Origin of the sequence: Pseudodesulfovibrio sp., from assembly GCF_028692895.1 — a bacterium.
Taxonomy (GTDB): domain Bacteria; phylum Desulfobacterota; class Desulfovibrionia; order Desulfovibrionales; family Desulfovibrionaceae; genus Pseudodesulfovibrio.
Genome location: NZ_JAQUWN010000024.1, coordinates 34,255 through 52,078 on the forward strand (window position 1 = coordinate 34,255; position 17,824 = coordinate 52,078).

The window sequence follows — 17,824 nt, forward strand, 5'->3', positions numbered from 1 at the left end:
GACTATTTCAAGAGGTCGGCCATTTTTTTCGCCAACCTTTGCATCTCGTCCGGGTCGTCGTAGGAGGACTGGGTCCAGAGCCGCAGTCCGTCGCCCGAGAATCGCGGCACGAGATGAAAATGCGCGTGGTGCACCAATTGTCCGGCGGCCTCGTAGTTGTTCTGGAACAGGTTGAGGCCTTCCGCCCCGGTGGCTTCCATGACCGCCCGTCCGACCTTGCCCAGGGCTTCGAGCAGGTCGCCGCCCAGAGAGGCCGGAACATCCATGAGCGTGGGATGGTGGTCCTTGGGCAACACCAGCGCGTGTCCAGCGCTCACGGGCGCGATATCCAGAAAGGCCAGGCAGGTCCCGGTCTCGTAAACTTTTGCGCAGGGGATCTCTCCCGCCACGATTTTGCAGAAAATGCAATCCGGGTCCCTGGTCGTCATCATGTCTCCCGCTCCGCCGCAAAACCGCGCCCGACGGGCCGGAACCCCCGGCCGCCCGCGCTCTTTGGCGAAGACCTTTTCGTACTTAGCCACATTCTTAACCGGGAAATTCAGTTAAATCAAGTCTGTCGATTTGATTTTCTCGTAAATTCCCGTTTCCCGGCCGTGCGGGAAGTCTAGAAAAGTTCTTGAAATACGGCAAGTTGCCGTATTTTTTTGATTGCCGTAAAAATCACTTGTGAAAAAAATAATTTATTACGGTCGGTTAAGCGGGTGGTTGCCGGCCTGATCAGGTGGGACGCGGGTTCCCGGCCCCCGGGGGCGGGGCGGGAAATTCCGGCCCGGTCTCGACGGCGCAGGGAGTGTGGAAGAGGCGGAAAAGGTGCGGGACGGGCCTGGGGCGCGGGGGAATCGATGCGGGCGAACGGCGGCGCCGCGCCCGACGGGTTGAGCCGGCGCGAGGGGGCCGGGCCTCGGGTGACGGCTTGCGCGGCCGGTGTTGCGTGGCGGGGGCTATTCGCCCGGCCGGTATTCCGGCACCAGGCGGCGCAGGATGGCGCGGATGGCCTCGCCGTCCCAGGCGTCGGCGGCCCGGGCGAGTTCTGCGATGGCCCGCTCCAGCTCGGCGGGGTCGGGCGGGGAGTCGCTGCCCAGGACCAGGATCTTGTCGTGCTCGGTGCGCACGATGTCCTCGCCCTCGGTGATGAGCTCCTCGTAGAGTTTTTCGCCTTCGCGCAGGCCGGTGTAGACGATGGGGACGTCCACGTCCGGCTCCTTGCCGGAGAGGCGGATGAGGTCGCGGGCCATGTCCGCGATCTTCACGGGCACGCCCATGTCCAGGACGAAGACCTCGCCGCCGGTGCCCTTTTCGCCCATGCTGCCCGCCTGGAGGATGAGCTGGGAGGCCTCGGCGATGGACATGAAGTAGCGGGTCACCTCGGGGTGGGTGACGGTGACCGGGCCGCCCGCCTCGATCTGCCGCCGGAAGAGCGGGACCACCGAGCCGCTGGACCCGACCACGTTGCCGAAGCGCACGGCCATGAACCGGGTGCCGCGGCCGTTCAGGGACTGCATGAGCAGTTCGGTGACGCGTTTGGACGCGCCCATGACGTTGGTGGGCCGGACGGCCTTGTCCGTGCTGACCACCACGAACCGCTCCACCCCGGCCTCCACGGCCGTCTCCATGAGGGTGCGCGAGCCAAGGATGTTGTTGCGCACGGCCTGCCAGGGGTTGCGCTCCAGCATGGGCACGTGCTTGTAGGCCGCGGCGTGGAAGACCACGGCGGGCCGGTGCTCGTGAAAGACGCGGGCCATGAGGTCGCGGTCGGCGACGGAGCCGAGCACCGTGGTGTAGCCGGTGAACCCGAGGCCGTGGTGCAGCTCCATCTGGATTTCGTAGAGATTGTATTCGCTCGAATCCACCAGGACCACGTGGCCGGGGGCGAAGCGCACGATCTGGCGGCAGAGCTCCGAGCCGATGGACCCGCCGCAGCCGGTGACCAGGACGGTCCGGCCCGAGAGGTAGCTCTTGATGCGCCCGGCGTCCAGGAGGACCGGGGAGCGGCCGAGCAGGTCGAGGTAGTCGATGTCGCGCAGGGTGGCGATGTCCACCTTGCCGTCCATGATCTCGGTCATGGCGGGGAGGATTTTGTAGGGGAAGGGGGACGCCTTGCAGGTCTCCACGATGCGGCGCATCTGCCCGGCCGAGGCCTCGGCCACGGCGATGAAGACCTCGTCCACGCCCTCGCGCTCGCCCACGGCGGGCAGGTCCTCCACCCGGCCGAGCACGGGGCGGCCGTGGATGGTCCGGCCGCGCTTGGCCCGGTCGTCGTCCAGGAAGCCAGCGAGGCGGTACTGGGCCGGGTTGGCGGTCAGCTCGCGGCTGATCTTCTCGGCCAGGCTGCCCGCGCCGACCACGAGCACGGTCTTGCGGTCCGCCAGGGGCGCGAGGTGCGTCTCCGAGCGGGCGAAGAAGGCGCGGATGGAGAGCCTGAGCCCCGAGCACAGGACCAGGGTCAGCACCCAGTCGAAGACGAAGATGGAGCGCGGGACGCCGAGGAAGGAAAAGCGGAAGAGGACGAAGGAGACGAGGATCAGGCTCTGCAGGGCCGTGACCCGGAGCAGCTTCCAGTAGTCGTCCAGGCTGGTGTAGCGCCACATGCCCCGGTACAGGCCGAAGGACACGAAGATCACGGACTTGAAGACCAGGACGTACTTGAGCAGCCCCTTGTACTGGGTGAAGTAGGTGGCCGGGATGTTGAAGTCGAAGCGGAAGGAATAGGCGGCCAGCAGGGCCAGCGCGAAGATCGCCAGGTCCGCGAGGAACATGACGTAGAAGTTGGTGTTGCGGAAATTGGGCAGGCTCGGCTTCATGCGGCCACGCTCCTGGCCACGGCCGCGATGCGTTCGAGGTCCTCCCCGGTCAGGGCCGTGCCCGAGGGCAGGCAGATCCCGCGCGCGAAGAGGTCCTCGCCCACCGCGCCGCCGGTGACCGGCACGCCCGCGAACACGGGCTGGAGGTGCATGGGCTTCCAGACCGGGCGGGACTCGATGTTCTCCGCCTCCAGGGCCAGGCGCAGGTCCTCGGGGGTCGCTCCGAAGGCCGGGTCCAGGAGCATGACCGTGAGCCAGCGGTTGGACCGGCCGTAGGCGGCCTCGGGCATGAAGGACACGGGCAGGTCCGCGAGGGCCGCCTCGTACCAGGCCGAAATCTCCCGCCGCCGGGCCACGAAGCCGTCGAGCATCTCCAATTGGCCCAGGCCGATGGCGGCCGAGACGTTGGACATGCGGTAGTTGTAGCCGAGGGTGGTGTGCTCGTAGTGGGGGGCGGGGTCGCGCGCCTGCTGGGAGAGCCGCCGGGCCTCCTGGATGAACGCGCCGTCGTCCCCGGCCAGCATGCCGCCGCCGCTGGTGGTGATGATCTTGTTGCCGTTGAAGGAATAAACGGCCGCGTCGCCCCCGCGCCCGGCCGGGCGGCCCTTGTAGGTCGCGCCCACGGCCTCGGCCGCGTCGATGACCAGGGGGATGCCGCGCGGCTCGCACACGCTTCGGATGGCGTCGTAGTCCGAGCACTGGCCGTACAGGTCGGTGGGGATGACGGCGGCCACGCGGCGGCCCGCCGCCTCCTCGGCGTCGATGGCCTCGGCCAGGAGCCGGGGGTCCATGTTCCAGGAGGCGCGGTCGCTGTCCACGAAGTGGAGGTCCGCGCCCAGGAAGGTCACGGGCGTGACCGAGCCGATGAAGGTCAGTGTGGAGGCCATGACCACGTCGCCCGGTCCCACGCCGAGCAGCCGGAGCGCCAGGTGCATGGCCGCCGTGCCGCTGGACACGGCCAGGCAGTGGGCGAACCCGGTCAGCTCGCGGAAGGCCTGCTCGAAGGCCGCGAGCTGCGGCCCGGCGGGCGCGATGAAGTTGGCGGCGAAGGCCGCGTGGACGTATTCGAGCTCCCGGCCCCCCATGTGGGGAGGGGAAAGAAAGATGCGATCCCTGGTCACCTAGGACTCCTGCAGTTCTCTGGCCGGAACGCCGACCACGACGGCTCCCGGCCGCACGTTGCGGACCACGGCCGCTCCGGCGCCCGCCGTGGCCCAGTCGCCGATGGTGCGGCCCTGGATCACGCACGCGCCGATGCCGATGAAGGCCCCGGTTCCGAGGGTCACGGCCCCGGCCAGGCGCGCGCCCGGGGCCACATGGCAGCACGCGCCGACCACGCAGTCGTGGTCCACGGAGCAGCCGGTGTTGAGGATGGCGTGCGCGCCGATGCGCGCCCCGGCGCCGACCACCGCGCCCGCGCAGATAACGCAGCCGGGCCCGAGTTCGGCGTCCGGCGCGACGATGGCGGACGGGTGCACGGCCGGGACGAAGGCGACGCCCCGGCGGGCGTAGTCCTCGGCCAGCGCGGCCCGGGCCCGGTTGTCGCCCACGGCCAGGACCACGCCGTCGTGGCCGGTCACGTCCGCGGGGTCGCGGCCCAGGACGGCCAGTCCCCGGAACGGTTCGCCCGCTCCGGTCCCGGGAGCGAGGAAGCCCATCGGGTCCACGCCGGGGGCGGCCAGCAGGATGTCGGCCACGACACGCGCGTGCCCGCCGCTTCCAACGATCAATACCTTCACTCGCGCCTTCCTGTCAGGTCCCGGTTGAAACGCTTTGATTCCGGCCGCTCCGCAACCAGTCACTCCCTACCCCGTTGTGAATTTTACTGTCAACCGGCGCGTGCGCGGCCGGGCGCGCTTGACGCGGTTCGCCGCCACGGGATATTCCCAGCGCAGCATCATGAAACGCGAATGGATCACAGACGCCCTGCGCATCCGGCGGGTGGAGGAAACCTTCCTCCGCCTCTTCGCCGAGGGCAGGCTCAACGGGACCGTGCACACCTGCATCGGGCAGGAGTTCTCGGCCCTGGCCTTTGCGGGCGGCCTCAGGCCGGGCGACGCCGTGGTCTCCAACCACCGCTGCCACGGCCACTACCTGGCCTTCACCGGCGACCTCGCCGGGCTTGTGGCCGAGCTGACGGGCAAGGCGGCGGGCGTCTGCGGCGGGATCGGCTCCAGCCAGCACCTTTGCCGCGACGGCTTTTTCTCCAACGGCATCCAGGGCGGCACCGCGCCCGTGGCCGCCGGGCTGGCCATGGCCCGCAAGCTGCGGGGCGGCGGCGACATCGCCGTGGTCTTCCTGGGCGACGGCACCCTGGGCGAGGGCGTGGTCTACGAGGTCCTGAACATGGCCTCCAAGTGGGAGCTGCCCCTGCTCCTGGTCTGCGAGCGCAACCGCTACGCCCAGTCCACGCCCACGGAACGGACCATCGCCGGGGACATCCTCGCCCGGGCCGAGGCCTTCGCCATCCCGACTTTCCACTCCGCCACGGCCGACCCGGACGCGCTCATGGCCGACGCGGCCCGCTCCATCCGGCAGGTGCGCGAGACCGGCCGCCCGGCCTTCCACCTGGTGGAGACCAACCGGCTGGCCCCGCACTCCAAGGGCGACGACGACCGCGATCCGGCCGAGCTGGCCGCCTGCCGGGCCCAGGACCCGCTCTGCCGCCTGGAAGCGGCCGAGCCCGACACCTTTTCCGCCCTGGCCGAGGCGGCGGACCGCGAGATCCGCGCCGTGCTCGACGGCCTGGAGGGCGCGCCCGCCCTGGCCCCGGCCGAGTACGCCCGGGTGGCCGACCCGGACCCGGCCCCGCGCTGGGTCCCGGCCGAGCCGTCGGAGCGGCGGCAGGCCGACCTGCTCCACGCCTGCCTGGCCGAGCGGATGGCCGCAAATCCCGAGACCCTGCTCCTGGGCGAGGACATCGCCGCGCCCTACGGCGGGGCCTTCAAGATCACCCGCGACCTCTCGGACCGCTTTCCCGGCCGGGTCGTCTCCACTCCCATCAGCGAAGCGGGCTTCACCGGCATCGGTTGCGGCCTGGCCCTCGGCGGGTTCCGGCCGGTGGTGGAGATCATGTTCGGCGACTTCGTGCTCCTGGCCCTGGACCAGTTGGTCAACCACGCCTCCAAATTCCATCACATGTACAATGGCCGGGCGACCTGCCCGCTCATTCTGCGCACGCCCATGGGCGGCGGCCGGGGATACGGCCCCACCCACTCCCAGTCCCTGGAGAAATTTCTGGCGGGCATCGACAACGTCGTCCTGTGCGCCCTGAACTCCCTGGTGGACCCGGCCCTTATCTATAAAAAAGTGTTCGAGCGCGAACACCCCACCGTGGTCGTCGAGCACAAGCTGGACTACGGGCGGCGCATCGCGGCCCGGACCGCGCCCGGCTACGTCGCCGAGCGCACCGCCGGGGGCTGGCCCTGGGCGCGGGTCCGGCCCCGGTCCTCGCGGCCGGACGTGACCCTGGTTACCCATGGCGGCATGGCCGACGCGGCCGTGGCCGCCCTGGCCCCCCTGTTCCGGGACCACGGCGTCAAGGCCGAGCTGCTGGTCCCCAGCCGCCTCTGCCCCCTGGACGCCCGGCCCATCCTCGATTCCACGGCCGTGACCGGCCGCCTGGTGACCATCGAGGAGGGGTCCGGCTTCGCGGGCATCGGCGCGGAGGTGGCGGCCGTGGTGGCCGAGCGCTCGGCCCGTCCGGTGCGCGTCCGGCGCATCGCGGCCGAGCCGCTGCCCATCCCGTCCGTGCGTGAACTGGAGGACCGGGTCCTGCCGACCACCCGGTCCATCATCCGAACCGTGAGCGAGTTCCTGTCATGAACAGCCTGATCGAGATCTGCATTCCCAAGGACACGGTCAACGACGACGAGGTCCTGATCGCCGACCTGCTTTTTGCCGACGGCGACGCCGTGGCCGAGGGCGAGGCCATCCTGGTCTACGAGACATCCAAGGCCACGGTGGAAGTGGCGGCCCCGGCCGACGGGCGCGTGGCCTACCGCTGCGCGCCGGGCGACTACGTCCCGGTGGGCGGCGTGGCGGCGGTCATCGCGGACGGACCGGCCGAGGCGGCGCCCGCGCCCGGACCGGACCTCGCCGCGCCGGGCGTCGCCGATCCCTCGGAGCCGGGCCTGCCGGTCTTCTCCGAAGCGGCCGAGCGCTACCTGCGCGCAAAGGACATCGACCCCGCCCTGTTCGCCGGGCGAGACATGGTGGGGCTCGCCGACGTCCTGGCCCTGGAGGCCGGGGAGGACCCGGACGGCCGCATCCCGCTGGTCATCCTGGGCGGCGGCGGACACGGCCTGGTGGTGGGCGACCTGGTGGCGGGCAACCCGTCCTTCCGGCTCCTGGGCTACCTGGACGACAACAAGCCGCGCGGGGCCACGGTGGACGGCCGCCCCGTGCTGGGCAGGATTTCCGACCTGGACCGGCTCTGCCGGGAGCACCCCCTGGCCGTGTGCAACGCCGTGGGCTTCGTCAGCCCGGACCCGGCCCTGCGCGTCCGGCTCTTCGACCGGGCCGCCGAGGCCGGGGCCCTGCTGCCGCCCTTTGTCCATCCCTCGGCCACGGTGGACCCGCGCGCCGTGCTCGGCCGGGGCGTGCAGGTCCACGCCGGGGCCGTGGTCGGCCCGGAGGCCGTGCTGGAGGACGGGGCCATGATAAACACCAAGGCCGTGATCTCCCACCACTGCCGGGTGGGCCGCCACACCCACGTGGCCCCCGGCGCGGTGCTGGCGGGCGCGGTCAAGGTGGGCGAGGGGTGCCTGATCGGCATGGGCGTCACCGCCTATCTCGGCATCGCCATCGGCGCGCGTTGCGTCATCGAAAACGGCGCGGCCCTGTTCCGGTCCGTGCCCGAGGGAACGCGCGTCGCCCGCTGACGCGTCCCTGCACACAGTTGCGCGCGGCCGGGGAACCGGCTATGCGCCACCCATCCAAGGAGACGACCAATGACCATGACAGCGATACTTTTCCCGGGACAGGGGTCCCAGGAGCAGGGCATGGGCCGGGACGCGGCCGAGAGCCGCGCCGAGGCCCTGGAACTGTGGAAGCTGGCCGAGACCGAATCCGGCCTGCCCCTGCGCGAAATCTACTGGGACGGCGAGGCGGGCGACATGGCCGACACCCGCGCCCTCCAGCCCGCCCTGACCGTGACCAACCTGACCCTGTGGCTGGCGGCGAAGGACAAACTCTCCCCCTCGGCCACGGCCGGGCATTCCCTGGGCGAGTTCGCCTCCCTGGCGGCCGCCGGGGTCCTCTCGCCCGAGGACGCGGTGCGCGCCGTGGTCCTGCGCGGCCGCCTCATGGCCGAGGCGGGCGGCGAGGGGCACGGCATGGCCGCAGTGGTCAAGCTGCCCCAGGCCGCCGTGGAGTCCATCGTGGCCGACGCGGCCGCGGCCACCGGCAGGGAGCTGCGCATCGCCAACTACAACTCCCCGGCCCAGTTCGTCATCAGCGGCGAAAAGGAGGCCCTGGACCACGCGTCCGAGGCCGTCAAGGCGGCCAAGGGCCGGGCCATCGCCCTGGCCGTGTCCGGCGCGTTCCACAGCCCGCTCATCCAGGAGGCGGCCGACGAGTTCGCCGCGTTCCTGGGCGCCCTGCGCTGGAACGCCCCCGCCTTTCCCGTGTATCACAACGCCACGGCCCTGCCCGAGCCGGACCCGGCGAGCATCCTGGGCGTCATGCAGCGCCAGATGACCTCGTCCGTGCTCTGGATACAGACCCTCCAGGCCCTGTACGGGGCCGGGGTGCGCCGCTTCGTCGAGGTTGGGCCCAAGGGCGTGCTGGCCAAGCTCCTCTCCCCGAACCTCAAGGACTCGGGCGAAGACTGGACCGGCCAGGGCGCGGGCTCCCTGGAACAGATCGAAGCCCTGTAGCCGGAGCCGGACATGACCGCGCGCTACGGCATCATCGGCTGGCCGCTGGGCCACACCCTGAGCCCCGCCCTGCACAACTGGGGGTTCGGGCGGCTCGGCGTCGACGCCCGCTACGACGCCTTCCCCCTGGAGCCCGGGGGACTGCCCGCCTTCCTGGACCGGGTCCGCACCGGCGAAATCCTGGGCTTGAGCGTGACCATCCCGCACAAGCGGGCGGTCATGCCCCTGCTCGACCGGATCACGGACCGGGCCCGGCGCGTGGGCGCGGTGAACACCCTGTTCCGGGACGGGGACGCGCTGTGCGGCGAGAACACCGACGTCATCGGCGTGGTCGCGCCCCTGCGCAGGCTGGCCTCCCTGCCCGCCTCCGCCCTGGTGCTGGGCGCGGGCGGGGCGGCGAGGGCGGCCGTGGCCGGGCTGCTGGAGCTGGGCGTGGCCGACGTGGCCGTGGCCAACCGCACCCCGGACAAGGCGGCGGCCCTGGCCGTGGACTTCGGCGTCCGGGCCGTGGCCTGGGAGGCGCGCATGGACGAGCCCTTCGGCCTGATATGCAACACCACGCCGCTCGGCATGGCCGGGGCCCTGGAGGGCCGCAGCCCGTGGGACGCGGACCGCTTCCCCGAGGGGTGCGTGGCCTACGACATCGTCTACAATCCGCTTGAGACCCGCTTTTTGCGCGAGGCGGCCGCAGCCGGATGCGCCGCCGTCTCCGGGCTGGAGATGTTCCTGCACCAGGGGCTGGCCCAGTTCCGGCTCTGGACCGGCCGGGACATGGACGAGGACGGGGCGCGCCGTCTGCTGCTCGACGCCCTGGCGGCCCGGCCAGCGGCTTGAAACGGGCGAAATTTTTTCCTATCATCGACCGATCAAACCATACGAAGGTGATGAACATGCTCAAACTGCGAAAAATCCTCATGCTCCTGGCCCTGGCCGGGGCCCTGCTCCTCGGGCCGGGGAACGCGCCGTCCGCCCTGGCGGGCGCCCAGCCCAATCCGGCGGTGGTCATCGAGACCTCCATGGGACGGATCATCGTCATGCTCTATCCGGACGTCGCCCCGATCACGGTGGCCAACTTCCTGCGCTACGTGGACAGCAACTTCTACAACGGCACCATCTTCCACCGCATCGTGAAGATGGAAGTCCAGGAACTGTCCAAGAAGGACATGCAGCAGTCCATCAACATCGTCCAGGGCGGCGGCTACATCTATCCCCTGGAGCGCAAGCAGCCGACCTGGGGGCCCATCCGCAACGAGGGCGGCGCAGGCCTGCTCAACGAGCGGGGCACCATCGCCATGGCCAGGTCGAGCAACCCCGACTCGGCACAGGCCGAATTCTTCTTCAACGTCCAGGACAACCCGGGCCTGAACGCCATCGTCGTCAACCGCCCTGACTGGGAGATCGCCGCCGACCCCAAGGGCAAGGAGAACAACGTCAGGAGCGTCAGGCAGGGCTACTGCCCCTTCGGCAGGGTCATCCGGGGCATGGACGTGGTGGACAAGATGCTCGACGTGAAGACCACGCGCATGGGCCAGTTCCAGGACGTGCCAGCCCAGCCCATCTTCATCAAGCGCATGTACCGGGCCCAGTAGGCCGGGCACGCAACGCCAGCGCGACAGGGCGGGCTCTCCGGAGCCCGCCTTTTTTTACAGCGGGCTCGCCTCGCCCGCGCATTCCAGGAACAGGTCCCAGACCGCGCGCAGGTCCACCACCACGTTGGCCGAGACCTCGTCCAGGATCTCCGGAGTCAGCTTCAGGCGCTGGGCCGCCTCGCGGGACGGCTCGTAGTTGAGGCCGTCCAGCCCCAGGCCGACGCCGATCATCTTGGCCAGGACGTTGCCGATGTGCACCAGGTCCAGGACCAGGTCCGGCTCCGGGGCCTCCTCGGGCCGCAGGTGGTGGCGGACCACGTTGACCAGGGGCTGCGGCAGTTTCCATTTCTCCAGCAGCAGCGCGCCCACCTCGGCGTGGTTCACGCCCAGGACCTCGTCCTCGGCCCGGTCGAAGGCCATGCCCCGGTCCACCAGGTCCAGGATGGGCCGGACGTCCACCTCCACGTAGGCCCCGAGCAGGATCTTGCCCACCCCGGAGAGCAGCCCGGCCGTGAAGACGTGGTCCGGCGCGTCGAGCCCCAGGACCGCGCCCAGCTCGCGGGCCGCCAGGGCCACGGTCACCGAGTGCTGGAGGTGCATGTTGGGGGCCAGGTCGTATCCCTCCACCTTGCAGACGAAGGTTGGGGCCACGCCGGTGGAGACGACGAACCGGAGCATCTGGGCCGAGCCCAGCCGGTCGATGGCGTCCCGGGCCGTGAGCAGGGGGTTGCGCCCGCTGAAAAAGGAGGCGTTGACGATCTTGAGCAGGTTGGCCGTGAGGCCGGGATCGTACTCGATGATGCGGGCGAGCTGGACCAGGTCAGAGTCGGGATCGTTCAACAGGACGGCCGCCTTGGGGGCGAACGACGGGATCGCCACCACCTCGGCCACCTTGGAGAGAATCGCTTCGCGCCGGGTCATAACTCCTTCTCCTTTCCCAGGGATCGCACCACCACGCGGCCGGTGTCCAGGTGCAGGAACATCGTGCGCGGGATGGTCCCGCCCACGTCCTCGCCGGACAGGGAGACCCTGTTCACCTCCATGAGCTTGCACAGGGCCTCGTGGTTGCGCAGGCCGGTGTTGAACAGGGAATCGCCGCGCATGTTCGCCCCGCCTGCGGCCTTGAAGATCAGCCGGTCCCGGTCGGCTCCGTGCTCCACCAGCGCGCGGACCATCCGGGCCACGCCGGTGTTGACGAACATGAAGGGCTTGTCCTCGGCCCGATGGCGGGAGTTGAAGGCCGTGGGGAGCAGGCAGTGGACCAGGCCGCCCATGCGGGTCCCGGGGTCGTAGGCCGTGACCCCGATACAGGAACCCAGGGAGTAGGTGACGATGACGTCCTCGCGCCGACGCGAGAACTTCATGTCCGATATGGAGACGACGAGCAGGCCCATGTCCGGTCCTGCCGCGCGCGGGCGCGGCGGTCAGAGGTGGTGGCTGCGCCTACCGTTACACCACCCCGGCGAAAGACGCCACCGGGTTGTCAAGGGTTGGGGCAGGTAGGGGCCGCCGGGGCGGGTTCCGCAGGCTGGACCGCGTCCTCGAACTGCATCTGGTAGAGGCGTTCGTAGAGCGGGCAGGAGGCCAGGAGCTCCGCATGGGTGCCCGAATCCACCACGCGTCCCTTCTCCATGACCACGATGCGGTCGGCCGTCAGGATGGTGGAGAGCCGGTGGGCGATGACGATGGAGGTGCGGCCCTGCATCAGGTTCTCCAGCGCCTGCTGGACCACGCGCTCGGACTCGGTGTCCAGGGCGCTGGTGGCCTCGTCCAGGATGAGCAGGGGCGGGTTCTTCATGATCGCCCGGGCGATGGTGAGGCGCTGCTTCTGGCCGCCGGAAATCTTGACGCCGCCCTCGCCGACCATGGTCTCGTAGCCCTCCGGCATCTCCAGGATGAACTCGTGGGCGTAGGCCGCGCGCGCCGCCTCCTCCACCTCGGTCCGGTCGAAGGAGTCGCGGGCGTAGGCGATGTTGTCGGCCACGGTTTCGTTGAAGAGGAAGGTGTCCTGGGAGACCAGGCCCAGCTTCAGCCGCAGGCTGGCCAGCCGGTAGTCCGTGAGCGGAAGGCCGTTGAGCCGGATCGAGCCCTCCTGGGGATCGTAGAAGCGGGGGATGAGGTTGACCAGGGTGGTCTTGCCCGAGCCGCTGGGGCCGACGATGGCCAGCCTCTGGCCCGCCCGGATGGTCAGGGACACGCCGCGCAGCGCCGGGACCGGGCAGCCGGGATAGGTGAAGCGCACGTCGTCGAAGACCATCTCGTCGAACGCGCCGTCGAACTCCACGTCGCCGTCGTCCTCCATCCGGACCTCCGGGGAGTCCAGGATGTCGAACACGCGCTCGGCCCCAGCCAGCCCCTGCTGGATCTGGTTGTTGGACATGTTGATCTTCTTGATGGGCTCGTAGAGCTGGACCAGGCAGATGAGGAACGCGGTCAGGTCGCCGGGGGTCAGGTCCCCCTGGATGACGCGCGAGCCGCCGATCCAGAGCACCGTCGCGCCCGCGGCCGCGGACACGAAGTCCATGACCCGCGACGAGACCTCGCTGTAGAATATCTGGCGGATGATGACCTTGGACAGGCTCTCGTTTTCGGCCTTGAAGCGCAGGTCCTCGCGCAGCTCGTTGGCGAAGGCCTTGATGACCTTGATGCCGGAGAACGACTCCTCCAGGACCACGTTGACCCCGGAGAGCTCGGACTGCATCTTGCGGCCGTACTTGCGCACCTTCTTGCCGAACCAGATGATCGGGTAGAGGGCGACGGGCATGACCACCAGGGACCAGAAGGCGAGGTAGGCGTCCAGGTAGATGACCGTGCCGATGAGCCCGATGAGAGTGAATATCTGGCGCACGAACATGATGACGCTCGGCAGGCACTGGCGCACGGCCACCACGTCGTTGACGATCCGGCTCATGAGCATGCCCACCTCGCTCTCGGCGAAGAAGGGCATGGGCAGCCGGATGATCTTGCGGAACAGGTCGCGGCGCATGTCGCGCAGGACCAGGATGCCCGTGGCGTTCATGACGTAGACCTGCATGAACTGGAACACGCCCTTGAGCACGATGAGCGCGGCCAGCCCGATGATGCACAGCTTGAGGGCGGGCATGTCGCGGGCCATCAGGACCTGGTCGGTGACGTACTTGGTCAGCCAGGCCAGGGCCGGGGCGATGGGGGCGTAGAGCAGCATGGCGACGATGGCGATGGCCACGCGCAGCTTGTAGGGCGAGAAATAGCTGATGCTCCGCCGGAGCATGTAGCGGTTTCCCATGTAGTGCAGTTTGGTGTCGCGGGCCAAGTCGTCTCCTTGTCGGGCGGCCGGGCCGAACGCGCCGCCAAGCACTGTGTAAATGGTCGGAGCGGTTTCGTAAAGCCAAAGGACTTGCTTTTCACCCCGTTTTCACCAAGGCTCGGACCATGCCGATCCAACTCCCCCTGGCCGTGCTGGCCGACATCCACGGCAACGCCGCCGCGCTCCGGGCCGTCCTGGCCGATGCCAAGGCGCGCGGCGTGACCCGCTTCGCCAACCTGGGCGACACCTTTTACGGCCCCCTGGACCCGGCCGCGACCTGGGCGATCCTGCGCGGGCTCGCCATGCCCGCCGTGCTCGGCAACCAGGACCGCATCCTGCTCGAAGGGGGTCCGGCGCGGGAGGCCGCCCCGGCCCTCCGGGCCGCGCGGGACGGCATCGGGCCCGACGGCCTGGCCTGGCTCAGATCGCTGCCCGCCACCCTGCGCCTGGACGGCGACGTCCTGCTCTGCCACGGCACGCCGAGGGACGACGCCGCCTACCTGCTGGAGGACGTCTCCTCGGGCCGTCCGGCAATGCGGCCGTGCTCGGCCGTGCTCGCGGACCTGTCCCCCGAGGCGGACGGCTGCACCCTGGTCCTGGCCGGGCACAGCCACTTCCCCGGCCGCCTGGATTGCGGCCCGGCCACGGTGGTCAACCCCGGCTCCGTCGGCCTGCCCGCCTACGACGACGACCTGCCGCCCCACGCCATGGCCTCGGGCTCGCCCCACGCGCGCTACGCCATCGTCGAGCGCACCCCCTCGGGCTGGGACGCGACCTTCGTGGCCGTGGCCTACGACTGGGACGCGGCCGCCGCCCTGGCCGGGCGCAACGGCCGGGCCGACTGGGCCCGCTGGCTGGCCTCCGGCCTGGCCTGACCGGGCCCGCCGCCCCCCCCTCACGGCCCTCCGGCGCGGACGCCGAGACGACCCTTTCCACAAGGTCGCGATTCTTCTCTGGACTTTTTTTAGATTTTTCCCCACAATACCGTCAAACTTACCATTCCCGATATGCTCCCGGCGTGGGGGAACGCACCGGGAAAAACCGCACGACCCGACCTTGCATGGCATGAAAGCGCAACGCCGCACCGCACTCCTCCCGTTTCCGGCCCTGGCCCTCGCGGCCGTGCTGGCCCTGTTGCTGTGCGCCCTCCCGGCCCCGGCCGCCTCGCCCCAGGCCGCGTTCACCAAGGGCTACAACGAGTTCCACGCCCTGCTCAAGAACCGCAACAAGGCCAAGCTCCGCTCCAACTGGGACGGCGCGGCCAGGCGGTTCTCCGATTGCCTGAAACAGGACCCGGACGGGCCCTTTGCGCCCAAGGCTCTCTACTACCTGGGCCGGGTGCAGGAGGAACTCGGGCTGCGCAGCGGCCTCAAGTCCGACTTCCGCCGGGCCGAGGACTATTTCGGCCGGGTCATCGCCCGCTACCCGCGCCACGGCTGGGCCGACGACTGCCTGTACCGCCGGGCGCAGATCCGCGTGGCCCGGCTGGCGGAATACGACGCCGCCCGGCTGGACCTGGCCCGGATCATCGTGGAATACCCCCGGTCCGACATGCGCGCCAAGGCCGACCAGGCCCTGCGCAAGCTCGGCAAGTACAAGTGGGCCGTTGCCGAAATCACCGCCCATCCCTCGGGCCAGCCCGACAGCGGCCTGGACGCCGTGGTGGCCGAGGCCGAGGCCAAGACGGGCGCGCCGCCCATCGCCAAGCCCGCCGAGACCGCCGAGCGCGCCAAGGACCCCTCGGGCCTGGCCCACCTGGACACCGTGCGCTACAAGTCGAGCGACGAATACACCCGCGTGGTCCTGGAGCTGGACGACCAGGTCAAGTACCGCTACCAGGTGCTCAAGCCCGACGCATCGGTGAACCGGCCCCACCGGCTCTACGTCGACATCCAGGGCTCCCGCCTGGGCCACGACGTCAAGGCCTCGACCACTGTCTCGGACGGCATCCTGCGCTCCATCCGCACCGGCCAGTACGACAAGGACACCACCCGCGTGGTCCTCGATTTCCTGTCCATGCAGGACTACAAGATCTTTCCGCTGAACAACCCCTTCCGCATCGTCATCGACGTCTATTCGCCCGAGGGCGGATCGGACCAGCCCCGGGCCGGGGCCCAAGCTCCCGCCAAGGCCGCGTCCTCGTCCCGGCGGGAAGAACCGCACCACACCACGGCGGACGGCAAATACCGTCCGCCCAAGGGCAGCAAGCAGCACGCTGGCGACCTGCTGGAGCAGCTCGGCCTGACCGTGCGCACCATCATGATCGACGCGGGCCACGGCGGGAAGGACCCCGGCGCGGTGGCCAACGGGCTCAGGGAAAAGGACGTCAACCTGCGTTTCGCCCTGCTCCTGGGCGACAAGCTGGCCCACAAGGGCTTCCACGTCCTCTACACGCGGACCACGGACGTGTTCATCCCGCTGGAGCAGCGCACGGCCATGGCCAACGTCAAGAAGGCGGACCTGTTCATCTCCATCCACTGCAACGCCAGCACGAGCCGCTCGGCCCACGGGCTTGAGACCTACAGCCTGAACCTGGCCAAGTCCAAAGACGCCGTGCGCATCGCCGCGCGGGAAAACGCGGTGGACCCGCGCTCCATCTCGGACCTCCAGTTCATCCTGACCGACCTGATGGTCAACTCCAAGATCAAGGAGAGCCGGGACCTGGCCCAGGACGTCCAGACCAACACCCTGACCCGGGTGCGCCGCAAGTGGCAGCTCAACAACAAGGGCACGCGCGAGGCCCCGTTCTATGTGCTGATGGGCGCCAAGATGCCCTCGGTCCTGGTGGAGCTCGGCTACATCACCAACCGCACCGAGGCCCAGCGCCTCAGCTCCGCCGCCTACCAGGACTACCTGGCCCAGGGCATCGTGGACGGCGTCCTGGCCTACAAGGGCAAGATCGAGCGCTACGCCATGAAGTAGGCGAATGCTCCGGCCGGCCCCGGCCGAGCAAACGTTGCTTGGGAAAAAAGGAAGAGCCGCCGCATCCCGACAGACCAGTCTTGAAGGTCTGCCGGATACCAGCATGGGAACCTCGACCCGGCCGCTGAAAGCGTTTTATCCCAAGGGGCGACGGCTCCATCATTAATTGAAGCGCCCGGCTCCCTTTGTCAACGGTCATCGGGCGGCCCCAAGCCCGACGCAGGCCACGCCCCTTTCTTCAGGAACGGCGGCATTCCGTTTTGGCCCTTTTGAGCCCGCAACTGCCGCCATGCCCCCCCACCCTTGACAGGTCGTCCTCTTTGGGTGCATACATCAATTTATCCGTATATTGAGATTAATTGATTTAGCCATAAATAAAGAGGATTGCGACCATGCGTATACCGGATTTGCTCAGGGGATTGGACCGGCCGTTCGTTTCGGTGGAGCTGCTGCCGCCGCGCCGGGAGGCCGAACAGGACGCCTTCTGGCGGGCCGTCGAAAACATCAAGCGCATGAAACCGCTCTTCGCCGCCGTCACCTGCGGCGCGGGCGGCAAGGGCAGCGTCGGCACCCTCTCCGTGGCCCGCGACCTGGCCGAAAGCCACGGCTTCACCGTCATGCCGCACATCACCTGCGTCCATACCGCGCAAACCGGACTCGAACCCCAACTCGACACCATCCGCGCCTGCGGCATCCGCAACGCCCTGGCCGTGCGCGGCGACTTTCCCGAAGACGCCCCCCGCCCCCCGCGCGCCCTCGCCCACGCCTCCGACCTCGTGGAACGCATCCTCGAACTCGCCCCGGACCTCGCCGTGGGCGTCGCCGCCTACCCCGACGGACACCCCCAGTCCGCCTCCCTCGCCGAAGACATCGGGTTCCTCAAATTCAAGCTCGACTCCGGCGCGGCCTTCGCCGTCACCCAACTCTTCTTCGACAACCGCCGCTACTTCGACATGATCGACCGCCTCGCCTCCCTCGGCACCCACAAACCCGTCCTCCCCTCCGTCCTCCCCATCCGCACCATGGGCCAGATCAAACGCGTCACCTCCCTCTGCGACGCCCCCGTGCCCGGCAAAATCCTCGCCGCCGTCGAAAACGCCTACGACAAGGGCGGCGACCCCGCCGTGCGCCAATACGGCGTTTCCCTCGCCGCCCGACAAGTCGCCGACCTCCTCGAAAACGGCGCGCCCGGCGTCCACCTCTATCCCTTCAACCAGCCCGACATGTGCGCCGAAATACTGGAACGCGCCGGATTGTAGGACGGCGACAAGGCGCGAGATGGAACGGGGAATGCCTCCGGCGGCCCCTCCGGGGAGGCCAGGGCGCTGCCCTGGACCCGCCAAAGGC

General features: G+C 69.4%; 15 protein-coding genes. 8 read left to right on the forward strand and 7 right to left on the reverse strand.

The genetic code is table 11. The features are described from left to right. Nucleotides 1–2 precede the first annotated feature (2 nt). From PHP91_RS08115 to PHP91_RS08130, 4 genes are all read right to left on the reverse strand, one after another. Nucleotides 3–428 (reverse strand): HIT family protein, encoded by a 426-nt coding sequence (locus tag PHP91_RS08115; protein ID WP_300139420.1) that lies wholly within the window; start codon nt 426–428, stop codon nt 3–5. Nucleotides 429–941: 513 nt separating this feature from the next. Beyond that, the gene (locus PHP91_RS08120) at nt 942–2,801 is read right to left on the reverse strand and encodes a nucleoside-diphosphate sugar epimerase/dehydratase (protein WP_300139406.1); all 1,860 of its coding nucleotides are present in this window, start codon (nt 2,799–2,801) and stop codon (nt 942–944) included. After that, nucleotides 2,798–3,922 (reverse strand): DegT/DnrJ/EryC1/StrS family aminotransferase, encoded by a 1,125-nt coding sequence (locus tag PHP91_RS08125; RefSeq protein ID WP_300139407.1) that lies wholly within the window; start codon nt 3,920–3,922, stop codon nt 2,798–2,800. The genes PHP91_RS08120 and PHP91_RS08125 overlap by 4 nt, the downstream gene beginning before the upstream one ends. Further along, nucleotides 3,923–4,540, reverse strand: coding sequence for an acetyltransferase (locus PHP91_RS08130; protein ID WP_300139408.1), 618 nt, complete (start codon nt 4,538–4,540; stop codon nt 3,923–3,925). Nucleotides 4,541–4,700: 160 nt separating this feature from the next. Between PHP91_RS08130 and PHP91_RS08135 the strand changes: the two genes are divergently transcribed. The 5 genes from PHP91_RS08135 to PHP91_RS08155 all read left to right on the forward strand — a co-directional run bounded on the left by PHP91_RS08135 (nt 4,701) and on the right by PHP91_RS08155 (nt 10,269). Further along, a complete protein-coding gene (locus tag PHP91_RS08135) occupies nt 4,701–6,626 on the forward strand; it encodes an alpha-ketoacid dehydrogenase subunit alpha/beta (RefSeq protein ID WP_300139409.1) in 1,926 nt (641 codons plus the stop codon). Then, nucleotides 6,623–7,684, forward strand: coding sequence for a NeuD/PglB/VioB family sugar acetyltransferase (locus tag PHP91_RS08140; protein WP_300139410.1), 1,062 nt, complete (start codon nt 6,623–6,625; stop codon nt 7,682–7,684). The genes PHP91_RS08135 and PHP91_RS08140 overlap by 4 nt, the downstream gene beginning before the upstream one ends. Nucleotides 7,685–7,753: 69 nt before the next feature. Beyond that, nucleotides 7,754–8,680, forward strand: coding sequence for an ACP S-malonyltransferase (locus PHP91_RS08145; RefSeq protein ID WP_300139411.1), 927 nt, complete (start codon nt 7,754–7,756; stop codon nt 8,678–8,680). A 12-nt stretch (nt 8,681–8,692) separates the two neighbouring features. Next, a complete protein-coding gene (gene aroE / locus PHP91_RS08150) occupies nt 8,693–9,514 on the forward strand; it encodes a shikimate dehydrogenase (protein ID WP_300139412.1) in 822 nt (273 codons plus the stop codon). Between the two features lie 56 nt (nt 9,515–9,570). After that, nucleotides 9,571–10,269, forward strand: coding sequence for a peptidylprolyl isomerase (locus PHP91_RS08155; RefSeq protein WP_300139413.1), 699 nt, complete (start codon nt 9,571–9,573; stop codon nt 10,267–10,269). A gap of 54 nt (nt 10,270–10,323) precedes the next feature. On the opposite strand, the gene PHP91_RS08160 is transcribed toward PHP91_RS08155, so the two are convergent. The 3 genes from PHP91_RS08160 to PHP91_RS08170 form a co-directional block, all read right to left on the reverse strand. After that, the gene (locus PHP91_RS08160) at nt 10,324–11,190 is read right to left on the reverse strand and encodes an HDOD domain-containing protein (RefSeq protein WP_300139414.1); all 867 of its coding nucleotides are present in this window, start codon (nt 11,188–11,190) and stop codon (nt 10,324–10,326) included. Further along, nucleotides 11,187–11,663: a chemotaxis protein CheD gene (locus tag PHP91_RS08165; RefSeq protein ID WP_300139415.1), complete on the reverse strand. Its 477-nt coding sequence runs from the start codon at nt 11,661–11,663 to the stop codon at nt 11,187–11,189. The genes PHP91_RS08160 and PHP91_RS08165 overlap by 4 nt, the downstream gene beginning before the upstream one ends. An 89-nt stretch (nt 11,664–11,752) precedes the next feature. Beyond that, complete coding sequence (locus PHP91_RS08170; protein WP_300139416.1) at nt 11,753–13,561, reverse strand: ABC transporter ATP-binding protein; 1,809 nt, start codon at nt 13,559–13,561, stop codon at nt 11,753–11,755. A 119-nt stretch (nt 13,562–13,680) separates the two neighbouring features. Here PHP91_RS08170 and PHP91_RS08175 point away from each other — a divergent pair, with 119 nt between their 5' ends. The 3 genes from PHP91_RS08175 to PHP91_RS08185 all read left to right on the forward strand — a co-directional run bounded on the left by PHP91_RS08175 (nt 13,681) and on the right by PHP91_RS08185 (nt 17,736). Continuing rightward, nucleotides 13,681–14,430, forward strand: a complete 750-nt coding sequence (locus PHP91_RS08175) for a metallophosphoesterase family protein (protein WP_300139417.1) — start codon at nt 13,681–13,683, stop codon at nt 14,428–14,430. A gap of 190 nt (nt 14,431–14,620) precedes the next feature. Next, nucleotides 14,621–16,477, forward strand: a complete 1,857-nt coding sequence (locus PHP91_RS08180; protein ID WP_300139418.1) for an N-acetylmuramoyl-L-alanine amidase — start codon at nt 14,621–14,623, stop codon at nt 16,475–16,477. Nucleotides 16,478–16,869: 392 nt separating this feature from the next. Next, complete coding sequence (locus PHP91_RS08185; protein WP_300139419.1) at nt 16,870–17,736, forward strand: methylenetetrahydrofolate reductase; 867 nt, start codon at nt 16,870–16,872, stop codon at nt 17,734–17,736. Nucleotides 17,737–17,824 lie beyond the last annotated feature (88 nt).